This window comes from Prevotella sp. P4-51, assembly GCF_002251455.1.
Classification (GTDB): domain Bacteria; phylum Bacteroidota; class Bacteroidia; order Bacteroidales; family Bacteroidaceae; genus Prevotella.
In genome coordinates this window covers 122022-133982 of sequence record NZ_NPJM01000017.1, presented here as the reverse complement: position 1 = coordinate 133982, position 11961 = coordinate 122022, and the positions used below count along the sequence as shown (strand labels likewise).

Sequence of the window (11961 nt, the reverse complement as noted above, 5' to 3'; positions counted from 1 at the left end):
TCCCTATAAACAGCTGTTTTTGTACCGCCAACGGCGGACTTTTTGAACGGGCAATGGCCGCTTTTTATACCGTCGCGGCGGCTGTCGTCATGCACGGCATGACGGTGGGGATGGTGGAGACGGCAAGGAGGAAAACTCGTTTTCCGACTGTCGGCACCGCCATCCACGCCAAGGCGAAGCCGACAGCCACAGCCACGGCTTTTTGTATTTATATCAACCTATTATAGAAGTATCCATTAATGGATTTACCCCGCAATCGGCCCTCCGCAAGCAGCAGCAACTCTGTAGGAGTTGCGTTTCCCCAGCCCAGGGTTGCGGGCGAAGCACGCTACCCTGGGTAACTGCCCCCACTAACCTGGCAACTCTGTAGGAGCTGCGATTAGCCGTAGGCGTTACCCTCACCAGGACAATTGGCAGGAATGGATAGGAAAATACCATTAAACTGAGTATAACGCCTTCGGCTAAACGCAACTCCTACAGAGTAGCTACACCTTATTATATATGTACCCAGGGTAGAGGCGCTACGCACCTCAACCCTGGGCTATGAAATCGCAACTCCTACAGAGTTGCCAGGGGTGCGCGCCATCCATCTGCAAGCCCCATCCCAACCTTCTCCAATGGGAAGGAGTACCATCAAACCGCCTAAAACACAGCAAGAATGAGCTCCAATCCCTGAAGGATGGCTGGGGAGGGGCTTTCTAAACGGCTGGGGAGATGCTTCCAATAAGCAGCTGTTTTTGTACCGCCAACGGCGGACTTTTTTTACGGCCAATGGCCGCTTTTTATACCGTCGCGGCGGCTGTCGTCATGCACGGCATGACGGTGGGGATGGTGGAGGCGGCAAGGAGGAAAACTCGTTTTCCGACTGTCGGCACCGCCATCCACGCCAAGGCGAAGCCGACAGCCACAGCCACGGCTTTTTGTATTTACTTCATCCCCTCATAGACGCAATAAATAGTGGATAAAGCGCGCAATTGGCCCTCCACAAGCAGCAGCCACGGCTTTTTGTGTCTGCATCGGCAAAGCACTGCCCGCAATGGCGCAATCGGCGCCGCCATATCGGGCATAAAATGAGCTGACGACAAGCTCCGAGGAGCCATTGTTGATTTTTTTTAAGATATTTTTATCAATTTATTTTCCGTATCAATATATTTCATTATATTTGCACCATCGTTATTATAACGATTAACTAAGAACATACATTACTAACCAATTAAATTTATCTTAATGAACAACATTCCTTTAGTATTTTGGCTCATCCCGATTGCCAGCGTAGTGGCTCTGGGTATGGCATGGTACTTCTTCCGTTCGATGATGAAAGAAGAAGAGGGCACAGACCGTATGAAAGAAATTGCCGAGCACGTCAGGAAAGGCGCAATGGCCTATCTGAAGCAGCAGTACAAGGTCGTGACCATCGTATTCATAGTGCTTGCCATCGTATTTGCCTTCATGGCTTACGTGCTGAAAGTGCAGAACCCCTGGGTTCCGTTTGCATTCCTCACCGGTGGACTCTTCTCGGGTCTGGCAGGCTTCTTCGGCATGAAGACCGCCACTTACGCATCGGCACGCACAGCCAACGGCGCACGCACGAGTCTGGACAAGGGACTGAAGATAGCCTTCCGCAGCGGTGCCGTGATGGGTCTCGTCGTTGTAGGTCTCGGCCTGCTCGATATCGCTATATGGTTTATTGTTCTCAACGCCGTCTATGAAGGAGAGGGCACCGCTCTCATCACCATAACCACGACCATGCTTACCTTCGGAATGGGTGCCTCTACCCAGGCGCTCTTTGCCCGTGTAGGCGGAGGTATCTATACCAAGGCTGCCGACGTGGGTGCCGACCTTGTGGGTAAGGTCGAGGCCAATATCCCTGAAGACGACCCCCGCAACCCCGCTACCATCGCCGACAATGTGGGCGACAATGTGGGCGACGTTGCCGGTATGGGCGCCGACCTCTACGAGAGCTACTGCGGTTCGATACTCTCTACCGCCGCTCTGGGTGCCACAGCCTTTGCCATGAACGATGACATGCAGCTCCGCGCCGTCATCGCTCCTATGATTATCGCCGCCATCGGCATCTTCCTCTCCCTCATCGGCATCTTCCTGGTGCGCACCAAGGAGGGAGCCACCATGAAGGAACTGCTCCACTCGCTGGGCTTGGGTACCAACGTCAGCGCAGGTCTGATAGCCGTGGCTACCTTCGCCATACTCTATCTCCTGGGTATCGACAACTGGCTCGGCCTCTCCTTCTCTGTCATCAGCGGTCTTGTAGCCGGTGTCATCATCGGTCAGGCTACCGAGTACTACACCTCTCACAGCTACACGCCGACACAGCAGATAGCCGAGGCTTCGCAGACAGGTCCTGCCACCGTCATCATCAAGGGTATAGGAACGGGTATGATATCGACCATGATTCCCGTGCTCACCATCTCAGTGGCCATCATGCTCAGCTATCTCTGCGCCAATGGCTTTGATATGTCTCTGTCTGCCCACTCTATCAGCACCGGTCTCTACGGTATCGGTATCGCCGCTGTGGGTATGCTCTCCACACTGGGTATCACACTTGCCACCGACGCCTATGGTCCTATCGCCGACAATGCCGGAGGCAACGCCGAAATGAGCGGTCTGGGTAAGGAAGTGCGTGAGCGCACCGACGCCCTCGACGCCCTCGGCAATACCACCGCCGCCACCGGCAAGGGCTTTGCCATCGGTTCGGCTGCCCTCACCGCCCTCGCACTGCTTGCCTCTTATATTGAGGAAATCAAGATTGCCATGGTACGTGCCGTGGAAAACGGCAAACAGTATTTCGACGCCGCTGGTGAGGTGTTTGACCCCGTCAACGCCACCACGATAGACTTCATCGAGTTCTTCCAGGTCAATCTCATCAACCCCAAGGTGCTCGTAGGTGCATTCCTCGGCGCCATGGCAGCCTTCCTCTTCTGCGGACTCACCATGGGAGCCGTAGGCCGCGCTGCCGGGTCGATGGTACAGGAGGTTCGCCGCCAGTTCCGCGTCATCAAGGGCATCCTTGAGGGCAAGGCTACTCCCGACTACGGCCGCTGCGTAGAGATAAGCACACGCAGTGCCCAGCGCGAGATGATTCTGCCGTCGCTGCTGGCCATCATCATCCCCATCGTCATCGGTCTGGTGCTTGGCGTAGCCGGCGTACTGGGTCTGCTAACCGGTGGACTTGCTGCAGGTTTCACCCTCGCTGTGTTCATGTCCAACTCTGGCGGCGCATGGGACAATGCCAAGAAGATGATAGAAGAAGGCAACTTCGGAGGCAAGGGTAGCGAAGACCACAAGGCCACCATCGTAGGCGACACCGTGGGTGACCCGTTCAAGGACACATCCGGCCCGTCGCTCAACATCCTCATCAAGCTCATGTCGATGGTAAGTATCGTCATGGCAGGCCTCACCATCGCCTTCCTGTAAGGCTCGAGCCTGCTACCCCATAAAGCGGAAGTCTGCATATCGCCCACCAGGGTATATGCAGACTTCTTGGTTATGACATTTAGGAACCCATACAGATTGATACCCACACTGTCACATCAGCCACGTTCATCCTCATCCCAAACGTCTACAACTACAATTCGACCGCCAACAGGTTCGGGGCTCAAGACAACAGGCTCAGACTGCTCTGCGACATGGATATCGTTGCTGGAAAAGTGCTTATTACATTTCTTGAGCAACTCTTTTTGCATATTTGGTATTAATTTTGGTACCAAAATGGTTGCCAATTGGAATATTATAACTATCTTTGTAGCGTAAACAAAATAAACAATTGTCATGACGATAGTTAGTGCAAGAGACTTTAGAGCCAACCAGGGCAAATACTTCTCCATGGTGAACTCCGGTGAACAAGTGATATTGAAATCACGTGAAGGCAGTTTCCGTCTGCTTCCAGTTACTTCTTCCGACTCCGTTGCGGAGAGTACACAAGATATTGCGGCCGACCTAAGGGGAGCTCTCAGAGAACTGAAGGATGTCATTGCAGGCAAGAAAGAGCTGAACACACTTGACAAGTTGATTGATGAACTATAGAATCACAACATCAAGTTATTTCAATGTGACAGCGAAGAGGCTTGCAAAGCAATATCCTTCATTCAAGGATGACCTGACCAACTTTGGAAAGTCGCTCCTCGAGAACCCGTTACAAGGTGCAGAACTGGCTCCTGGCATCCGTAAGATAAGAATGGCCATCAAGTCCAAAAGCAAAGGAAAAGCCGGCGGAGCAAGGGTCATCACTTATAACTTCATCACAAAGGAGATGGATGGAGAAATAGTGCTGCTGCTCATCTATGACAAAGAGGATGCAGCAACGGCAAAGGTCAATGTGCTCAAACAAATCATTAAGGAAGAAGGCTACCCCATCGGATGACTCGTAACGAGCCACATTGCCAGTAACAGACATTCATGCGAAACCGATGATACCATGACGGATGGTATCATCGGTTTTTATTGTTCCTCCTGCAAGAACAAACATGCGGGGCTGCCAACAGAGTCACGCTGCGGTGGATATATCGACGAAGAGCGAAGACGGGGCGGCGCCTACGAGAGACCCTATCATCAGGGAAGCAACCGCGAGGGGCGGAAAAGCGAAAGGGACGCCCGCAGACATCCCTTCAGACTGGCCGTGTGGCCATTTATACTTTCCAAGTCTTAGGCAGATGGCGCTTTACGCTCATGACTGCCGATGCCACAGAGGGCGGAAGCGGGTCGAGCATCATCTCGCGCAACGTGATATGGAGTTCGCGCAGCAGCTCGGGATAATGGCGGCACAGCTCATAAGCCAGTTTGACACACAGGGCACGGCAGGCAGCCGTCTCGCGTGGCTGCAGGGCGTGGTCGAAACAGAAGTTGAGCAGGTCGATGCGGACATCATCGGCGCCAAACGGCAACCGGCTGACGAGGCAGAGCAGCATACGTCTTCTGCCGCTCACCTCCTCTGCCACAGTTCTGGCAATCAGGTCGGCGCGGTGGGTCTCCAGCCATACGTCCTCGCTCTTGGGCAGGTGGTTGAGAAGCCACAGGGCGTTGGTTGCGGTGCGGCTGTCGTCGCTGTCCATCAACTGGTAAACCATGTTCATCAGCCCCTCATTGCCAGTGCACTCGACGCAGAGGGCATCTATCTCGGCGGCTCCGTGAGACCGGGCAAGCCGGGCTGCCCAATGGTCTGCGCAGGCAGTCTCCACTGCCGTCATCCTATCTTGGTCATGTGATACCCCATACGGCGCAACTGTACAGCCATGCCAGCCAGATAGAGCTGGTGGAGACAGGCTATATAGGCGCGGAAAGCCTCGGCGCTGCCAGGAGTAAGCCCCTCGTGGCGCAGCAGAGACAGCGCACGGTTGGCACACTCGTTGACCAGTCGGCTCACGGCGCCATGGGCTTCGGCATCGAGACCGAGCACCTCGTCGAGGATATAGTCGTCGGTATGGTCGAAACCGCGCACGTCGCGCAAGGTATTATATATATGTGCATCGGCGTCGGCACGCTGCCAGTCAGTGTCCCACAGCTGCGCCATGGCCATGCCGACAAACATAATCCAACCCAGGGAAACGGTAGGATAGGCGTTGAACTCGCGGATGCCGTCGGGCATATAGTCCTCGCCCACCTTGCGCCATGCCTCCTCTACATCGGGACACTCGGGCATGGGCACGTCTATCTCTTGTCTGCCTGCCAGATAGGTAAGCAGGTCTTCTCTCACTCTCTGTTCAAAATTCATATTCTCTATTATTGTTTCATTGTCAACTTAGTATGACGCCGTGCAGGCGATGCCCATGTCCTCGACCCTGCGACGTATGGCGTCGAGCTCGAGGGGCGTCGCCTTCTGCAGACAGGTGTCGGGCGTAGGGCGGTCTATGGTGTAAATCATCACCTCGGCGGGCTGGATGAGTCTTACCGCCTCCAGCCACGGCGCGACATAACGCTCGGCGGTATTGCCCACATCCTCGCCATCAATAGAGCCATGCATGAACATGGTCTGGATGATGACGTGACCGTCGAAGAGGCGCAGCTGCCCGATGATGTCATCGACACGATAGGCGCGACTGGCGGGGCGATTGACGAGGCGTATGTAGGCATCGTCGACCGTATCGAGTTTCTGGATATTGTTGTCTACCTTCATCAGCGCCTCACGCACCTCGGCACGATTCAGCTGCGTGGCGTTGCTCAGCACCGATATGCGCGCGCCGGGGCAATAGCGGTTGCGCAGGGCGATGGTGGCGTCGACGATTTCTGCGAAATGGGGATGGGCGGTGGGTTCGCCGTTGCCGGCAAAGGTAAGCACGTCGGGACGCGAGCCATCGTCTGCCATCGTCTGCAGCTGCCGCTCGAGCGCCGCCGTCACTTCGGCGACCGTCGGACGCGGTGTGCGGGTCTGTCGCTCATGGTTGTATCCACACTCACAGTAGATGCAGTCGAAGGTACAGTATTTGCCGTCGGCGGGCATGAGGTTAATGCCCACCGAGAGGCCCAGACGGCGACTGTGAACAGGGCCGTAAATGGGCGAATTATGTAGCTGTGTACTCATATCTTTAGCATTAACAGCTGCAAAGGTACTCGTATTTTCAGGCAATACGCGTTAATGGTGGTTAAAATGTCGTATATTCGCGTTTTTTTTTGTTTCTTTGCACCAAAATTGGCATATTATATCCACAAGGCAAATGGCTAAAAGACATACTAAATCGCGGAATCGTCAGGGACTGCAAGCCGTGACCCTCTGCATAAGCACCGCAATGGTGCTCGTTTTGTTAGGCTTGGTGATATTCTCAGTACTGGTGGCCCGCAACACCTCTGAATTTGTTAAGGAAAATCTGGTAGTGACCGTCATGTTCGAGCAAGACATGACCACCCCCGAAGGCAGCCAGCTCTGCGCCCGCCTGAAGACCCGCCCTTATATCAACCACCTCGACTTCATCAGCAAGGAGCGCGCGCTGAAAGAGCAGACCAAGGTGCTGGGCACCGACCCCACCGAGTTTACCAATGGCGAGAACCCCTATCTCCCCTCTGCCGACATCACGCTCAAGGCCGACTATGCCAACAACGACTCACTGCGCTGGATTGCCGCCGAGCTGAAGAAATATCCCAAGGTGAGCGACATCACCTACCAGAAAGACCTGGTGGAGAGCGTCAACCGCAATCTCGCCAAGGTAAGCATTGTGCTGCTGGTGATTGCCAGTCTGCTTACCTTTGTATCGTTCTCGCTAATCAGCAACACCGTGCGGCTGGGAGTCTATGCCCGCCGTTTCTCCATCCACACCATGAAGCTCGTGGGAGCCTCATGGGGTTTTATACGCCGCCCGTTCCTGGGCCAGGCTGCCCTCATCGGCGTCATCGCTGCCCTGTTGGCCTGTGCCGTGCTGGGTAGCGGCATCTATGCCGTCTACTATTACGCCCCCGACATGATGGCCGTCATCACCTGGCAGGTCATCGCCATCACGGCTGCCACCGTGCTGCTCTTCGGCATCCTCATCACCGTCTTCAGCGCCACCATCTCGGTCAATAAGTTTCTGAAGATGAAGGCTGGCGACCTCTACAAGATATAAGAAGAAAACAACAACAATATGGAAAAGAGAAATTTTGCTTTTGATAAAGTCAACTTTATCCTCATGGCCATCAGTATGCTGATAGTCGTGCTGGGCTTTATCCTCATGTCGGGCCCCGGCTCTACGGAGACCCACTACAACGCTGACATCTTCAGCACCATGCGCATCAAGGTAGCCCCCGTGGTATGCTTTGTGGGCTTCATATCCATGATTTATGCCGTCATCCGCAAGCCCAAGGACGAGGCCGGAAGCGATGACACCAAGGAAACCGAGAACAAGAACGTCGCCGCAGCCAACGGTTGCGAGGACCACACCATAACCCAAGACAACAAACGATAACAATGAACTGGTTTGAAGCATTATGGTTGGGCATTATACAGGGCCTTACCGAATATCTGCCCGTCAGCAGTAGCGGACACCTCACGATTGCCTCAACCCTCTTTGGCATCGAGGCCGAGGAGAACCTGGCGTTCACCATCGCCGTACACGTGGCTACAGTACTGAGTACCCTCGTCATCCTCTGGAAGGAGATTGCCTGGATATTCAAGGGACTCTTCCAATTCAAGGTCAACGACGAGACGCGCTATGTGTTCAACATCCTCATCTCGATGATTCCCGTGGGCATCGTGGGCCTGTTCTTCAAAGAAAATGTGGAGCAAATCTTCGGCTCAGGCCTCGCCATCGTAGGCTCGATGCTGCTCGTCACCGCGCTGCTGCTCACCTTCTCCTACTACGCCAAGCCCCGCCAGAAGGAGAACATCAGCCTCAAGGACGCCTTCATCATAGGTCTGGCCCAGGCCGTGGCTGTGATGCCAGGTCTGTCGCGCTCGGGCTCTACCATTGCCACAGGTCTCATCCTGGGCAACAACAAGGCCAAGCTCGCCCAGTTCTCCTTCCTCATGGTCATCCCCCCCATTCTGGGCGAGGCCCTGCTCGACACCATGAAGATGGTGAAGTACGGTGCAGCCTCCGTGATGGGCGACATCTCGCTGGGCGTGTTGGCCGTAGGTTTCGTGGCCGCCTTCGTGTCGGGCTGCGTTGCCTGCAAGTGGATGATTAACATCGTGAAGCGTGGCAAGCTGATATACTTCGCCATCTACTGTGCCATCGCCGGTATCGTCACCCTCATCTGTTCATTCTGCTAAACCACAGACATGAACTTCAAGACAGGTGAGATATTTGCCATCGACAAGCCCTATGGCATTACCAGCTTCAAGGCGCTGGCCCACGTGCGCTACGTGCTGTCCCACACCCTCGGACATAGAGTCAAGATAGGCCACGCCGGCACCCTCGACCCACTGGCTACCGGCGTGCTGATACTCTGCACCGGCAAGTGTACCAAGCAGATAGAGACGCTGCAGGCCCATACCAAGGAGTATGAAGCCACGCTGCAGCTGGGCGCCACCACGCCGAGCTATGATATGGAGCACGAGGTCAACGAGACCTTTGCCACCGCCCACATCACCGAGGACGCCATACGCGAGGCGCTGCCCCAGTTTGTCGGCGACATCCAGCAGACCCCACCCACCTTCAGCGCCTGCAAGATAGACGGAAAGCGCGCCTACTCCATGCGACGCGAGGGGCAGGACGTGGTGCTCAAGCCCAAGAACATCCATATCGACAGCATCGAGATTACCCGTTTCGACCCCGACACCATGCAGCTCGACCTGCGCATCGTCTGCGGCAAGGGCACCTACATCCGTGCCTTGGCGCGCGACCTGGGCAGAGCTCTCGGCAGCGGAGCCTACCTTACCCAGCTGCGGCGTACGCGTGTGGGCGAATACGATATAGATAAATGTATAGAGTATGACCATTTCCAGGAATGGTTGGATAACCAAGAAATAGAAACAAGCAATGAAACTGTCACAGTTTAAGTTCAAATTGCCCGAGGAGCAGATTGCCCTCTACCCCCATAGCATCTATCACGACTTCGTCGATGATAATGGCAACAAGGTTACATCGCGCATCACCCGACGCGATGAGTGTAAGTTGATGGTACTGCACAGCAAATCGCAGACTATAGAACTCTATAAGAAGGATGCCGATGGCAATCCTATCGAAGGCGAGTACCTCGATTTCCGTAACGTGCTCGACTATTTCGATGAGGGCGATACCTTCGTCTTCAACGATACCAAGATTTTCCCTGCCCGCCTCTACGGTACCAAGGAGAAGACCGACGCCAAGATTGAGGTCTTCCTGCTGCGCGAGCTCAACCAGGAGATGCGGCTTTGGGATGTGCTGGTAGAGCCTGCCCGCAAGATACGTATCGGCAACAAGCTCTTCTTCGACGACTCGGGCACCATGGTAGCCGAGGTCATCGACAACACCACCAGCCGCGGACGCACCCTGCGGTTCCTCTACGACTGTCCCCACGAGGAGTTCAAGCGCGAGCTCTTCGCCCTGGGCGAAGCCCCACTGCCCCGCTACATCATAGACCGTCGCGACAACCACCACGGCACCGCCGAAGACCTGGAAGACTTCCAGTGCATCTTCGCCAAGAACGAGGGTGGCGTGACCGTGCCTGCCTCGGGCCTCCACTTCAGCCGCGAGCTGATGAAGCGCATGGAGATTAAGGGCATCGAGACCGCCTTTGTCACCCTGCACTGCGGACTGGGTGCCTTCCACGACATCGAGGTGGAAGACCTCACCAAGCACAAGATGGACTCAGAGCAGATGATTATCACCCGCGAGGCCTGCGACAGAGTCAACTCAGCCAAGGCTGCCGGCCACCATATCTGCGCCGTGGGCACCAGCGTGGTCAAAGCCACCGAGACCGCCGTGGGCACCGACGGACTGCTGAAGGAGTACGACGGATGGACCAACAAGTTCATCTTCCCTCCCTACGACTTCGGACTCGCCGACACGATGATCGCCAACTTCTACCACCCCTACTCCACCCTGCTGATGGAGACCGCCGCCTTTGGTGGCTACGACCTGGTGATGGAAGCCTACAACCTCGCCTTGAAACATGGATTTATGTTTGGATGCTATGGCGACGCCATGCTTATCATGAATGACTGATCACTGCGTATATCTGGCACTGGGCTCCAACATGGGCGACCGCCATGCCATCATGAGCCGTGCCATAGACGAAATAGGAAGACTGATTGGCGTCGTAGAGCGCCGGTCAGTCTTTTTGGAAACCGAGCCTTGGGGCTTTGACTCCCCCAACCGGTTCCTCAACGCCTGTGTGCGCTGCCGCACCACGCTCACACCCCGCGAGGTGCTCGCCACCACCCAGGACATAGAGCGGCAGTTGGGCCGCAAGAGCAAGTCGACCGACGGGCAGTATCACGACCGTCCCATCGACATCGACATACTCATCTACGACGACCTGCACATCGACGAGCCCGACCTGCACATTCCCCACCCGCTGATGCACGAGCGCGACTTCGTCATGAAACCTCTGCGCGAGATTATGGACTGACCCGTCCACGCCGCCCGAGCCAATCCCCGCGACCACACAGCAAAACGGAACGGGCACACAACAAGACAGGGCGGGCACCGAGCCAATCCCCGCGACCACGCAGCAAAACGAGGTGGACTCCCTGCAAACCTTCGCGACCACGCAGTACCCCACACGGCCAATCGCCGCCAGCACAAGCCCATAGCGAGTGCTGGCGGCGATTGTCGTTTTAGTGCCGAGTGGTGCAGAGCGCGAGTTTTTCATTATGGAGATGACCATAATCGGGAAAGCGGGGCATGAAATGACTGTTTCATGACTGGAAACGGAAATTTCATGGTTTGCAATAACTGTATCGCAACGCGCAAACAACTTTAAGGGCAGCTCTGCATGGAGGAAGGGCAGCTCTGCATGGAGGAAGGGACGCTCTGCATGGAGGAAGGGATGCTCGGACTGGAGGAAGGGATGCTCGGACTGGAGGAAGGGACGCTCGGACTGGAGGAAGAGACGCTCGGACAGGAGGAAGAGATGCTCGGACAGGGTGGGCGGCATCACGGACTGCGCGACCTTACCCAGGGACATAAAAAAAGAAAGATTGCGACTCTCATCACAATCTTCCTTCTCGTGTCGGGATTACTGGACTCGAACCAGCGACCTCGCGCCCCCCAGACGTGTGCGCTACCAACTGCGCTAAATCCCGAACTTGCGGGTGCAAAGGTACATACTTATTGCGAAATAACCAAACTTTCACTCTACTTTTTTCAAAAATTCCTCTATTTTTGATGTTTGTCTGTTGTTTTTATAGTCTCCACGGCGATAGAGGTACCTCCGGGCGGCGCCGAGGTACCCTCCACGGTTGCGAAGATAACCTCCAGCGACACGGCGATGATGAGCGCCGTCGCCCAATCCTAAAAATATCAAAAAAGATGGCCTTTTTTTTGTATTGTCTCCATTTTGCATTAACTTTGTGTTATTATATATATAATAAGGTGGACGCCGGTGCCCCTGTGG

13 protein-coding genes, 1 tRNA gene and 1 pseudogene are annotated in these 11961 nt (G+C 55.1%); 10 read left to right on the top strand and 5 right to left on the bottom strand.

Features of this window, described 5'->3' with window-relative positions:
• Both CIK94_RS14290 and CIK94_RS02315 read left to right on the top strand, forming a co-directional pair.
• A partial coding sequence (locus tag CIK94_RS14290; protein ID WP_158216496.1) for a hypothetical protein occupies positions 1–227 on the top strand: 227 nt, incomplete at its 5' end.
• 1000 nt (positions 228–1227) lie between these two features.
• On the top strand, positions 1228–3432 hold the full coding sequence (locus CIK94_RS02315) for a sodium-translocating pyrophosphatase (RefSeq protein ID WP_022311732.1): 2205 nt from the start codon (positions 1228–1230) through the stop codon (positions 3430–3432).
• A gap of 116 nt (positions 3433–3548) precedes the next feature.
• Here the strand turns inward: CIK94_RS02315 and CIK94_RS02310 are convergent, their stop codons facing one another.
• Positions 3549–3788, bottom strand: a complete 240-nt coding sequence (locus CIK94_RS02310; RefSeq protein ID WP_094384787.1) for a hypothetical protein — start codon at positions 3786–3788, stop codon at positions 3549–3551.
• Here CIK94_RS02310 and CIK94_RS02305 point away from each other — a divergent pair.
• Positions 3787–4041: a type II toxin-antitoxin system Phd/YefM family antitoxin gene (locus CIK94_RS02305; protein WP_094384785.1), complete on the top strand. Its 255-nt coding sequence runs from the start codon at positions 3787–3789 to the stop codon at positions 4039–4041. The genes CIK94_RS02310 and CIK94_RS02305 overlap by 2 nt on opposite strands.
• Positions 4031–4378, top strand: coding sequence for a hypothetical protein (locus CIK94_RS02300; RefSeq protein ID WP_022311735.1), 348 nt, complete (start codon positions 4031–4033; stop codon positions 4376–4378). The genes CIK94_RS02305 and CIK94_RS02300 overlap by 11 nt, the downstream gene beginning before the upstream one ends.
• A gap of 265 nt (positions 4379–4643) precedes the next feature.
• Here the strand turns inward: CIK94_RS02300 and CIK94_RS02295 are convergent, their stop codons facing one another.
• Genes CIK94_RS02295 through CIK94_RS02285 form a run of 3 tightly spaced genes read right to left on the bottom strand, consistent with a single transcriptional unit; the run spans position 4644 to position 6532 of the window.
• Positions 4644–5192 (bottom strand): hypothetical protein, encoded by a 549-nt coding sequence (locus tag CIK94_RS02295; protein WP_144008272.1) that lies wholly within the window; start codon positions 5190–5192, stop codon positions 4644–4646.
• 5 nt (positions 5193–5197) lie between these two features.
• Positions 5198–5725 (bottom strand): hypothetical protein, encoded by a 528-nt coding sequence (locus CIK94_RS02290; protein WP_022311738.1) that lies wholly within the window; start codon positions 5723–5725, stop codon positions 5198–5200.
• Between the two features lie 27 nt (positions 5726–5752).
• Positions 5753–6532, bottom strand: coding sequence for a radical SAM protein (locus tag CIK94_RS02285; protein ID WP_094421086.1), 780 nt, complete (start codon positions 6530–6532; stop codon positions 5753–5755).
• A 133-nt stretch (positions 6533–6665) separates the two neighbouring features.
• Here CIK94_RS02285 and CIK94_RS02280 point away from each other — a divergent pair, with 133 nt between their 5' ends.
• The 6 genes and pseudogenes from CIK94_RS02280 (at position 6666) to folK (ending at position 10974) form a co-directional block, all read left to right on the top strand.
• Positions 6666–7547: an ABC transporter permease gene (locus CIK94_RS02280; protein ID WP_094421084.1), complete on the top strand. Its 882-nt coding sequence runs from the start codon at positions 6666–6668 to the stop codon at positions 7545–7547.
• 18 nt (positions 7548–7565) lie between these two features.
• Positions 7566–7790: pseudogene (locus CIK94_RS02275) on the top strand (DUF3098 domain-containing protein); the annotation flags it as partial.
• A 98-nt stretch (positions 7791–7888) separates the two neighbouring features.
• On the top strand, positions 7889–8692 hold the full coding sequence (locus CIK94_RS02270; RefSeq protein WP_022311742.1) for an undecaprenyl-diphosphate phosphatase: 804 nt from the start codon (positions 7889–7891) through the stop codon (positions 8690–8692).
• A 9-nt stretch (positions 8693–8701) separates the two neighbouring features.
• Complete coding sequence (gene truB, locus CIK94_RS02265; protein ID WP_094421082.1) at positions 8702–9421, top strand: tRNA pseudouridine(55) synthase TruB; 720 nt, start codon at positions 8702–8704, stop codon at positions 9419–9421.
• Positions 9402–10568 carry a tRNA preQ1(34) S-adenosylmethionine ribosyltransferase-isomerase QueA gene (gene queA, locus CIK94_RS02260; protein WP_094421080.1) on the top strand — a complete coding sequence of 389 codons (1167 nt, stop codon included), beginning with the start codon at positions 9402–9404 and terminating at the stop codon, positions 10566–10568. The genes truB and queA overlap by 20 nt, the downstream gene beginning before the upstream one ends.
• Positions 10561–10974: a 2-amino-4-hydroxy-6-hydroxymethyldihydropteridine diphosphokinase gene (gene folK, locus CIK94_RS02255; RefSeq protein ID WP_094421078.1), complete on the top strand. Its 414-nt coding sequence runs from the start codon at positions 10561–10563 to the stop codon at positions 10972–10974. The genes queA and folK overlap by 8 nt, the downstream gene beginning before the upstream one ends.
• Positions 10975–11577: 603 nt before the next feature.
• On the opposite strand, the gene CIK94_RS02250 is transcribed toward folK, so the two are convergent.
• Positions 11578–11650, bottom strand: a tRNA-Pro gene (locus CIK94_RS02250).
• Positions 11651–11961 lie beyond the last annotated feature (311 nt).

What these genes read in the sequence shown, in the direction of transcription:
- CIK94_RS02315 (WP_022311732.1), top strand. Translation starts at nt 1,228, where the DNA reads ATGAACAACATTCCTTTAGTATTTTGGCTCATCCCGATTGCCAGCGTA.
- CIK94_RS02305 (WP_094384785.1), top strand. Translation starts at nt 3,787, where the DNA reads ATGACGATAGTTAGTGCAAGAGACTTTAGAGCCAACCAGGGCAAATAC.
- CIK94_RS02310 (WP_094384787.1), bottom strand. Translation starts at nt 3,788, where the DNA reads ATGACAATTGTTTATTTTGTTTACGCTACAAAGATAGTTATAATATTC.
- CIK94_RS02300 (WP_022311735.1), top strand. Translation starts at nt 4,031, where the DNA reads ATGAACTATAGAATCACAACATCAAGTTATTTCAATGTGACAGCGAAG.
- CIK94_RS02290 (WP_022311738.1), bottom strand. Translation starts at nt 5,725, where the DNA reads ATGAATTTTGAACAGAGAGTGAGAGAAGACCTGCTTACCTATCTGGCA.
- CIK94_RS02285 (WP_094421086.1), bottom strand. Translation starts at nt 6,532, where the DNA reads ATGAGTACACAGCTACATAATTCGCCCATTTACGGCCCTGTTCACAGT.
- CIK94_RS02280 (WP_094421084.1), top strand. Translation starts at nt 6,666, where the DNA reads ATGGCTAAAAGACATACTAAATCGCGGAATCGTCAGGGACTGCAAGCC.
- CIK94_RS02270 (WP_022311742.1), top strand. Translation starts at nt 7,889, where the DNA reads ATGAACTGGTTTGAAGCATTATGGTTGGGCATTATACAGGGCCTTACC.
- truB (WP_094421082.1), top strand. Translation starts at nt 8,702, where the DNA reads ATGAACTTCAAGACAGGTGAGATATTTGCCATCGACAAGCCCTATGGC.
- queA (WP_094421080.1), top strand. Translation starts at nt 9,402, where the DNA reads ATGAAACTGTCACAGTTTAAGTTCAAATTGCCCGAGGAGCAGATTGCC.
- folK (WP_094421078.1), top strand. Translation starts at nt 10,561, where the DNA reads ATGACTGATCACTGCGTATATCTGGCACTGGGCTCCAACATGGGCGAC.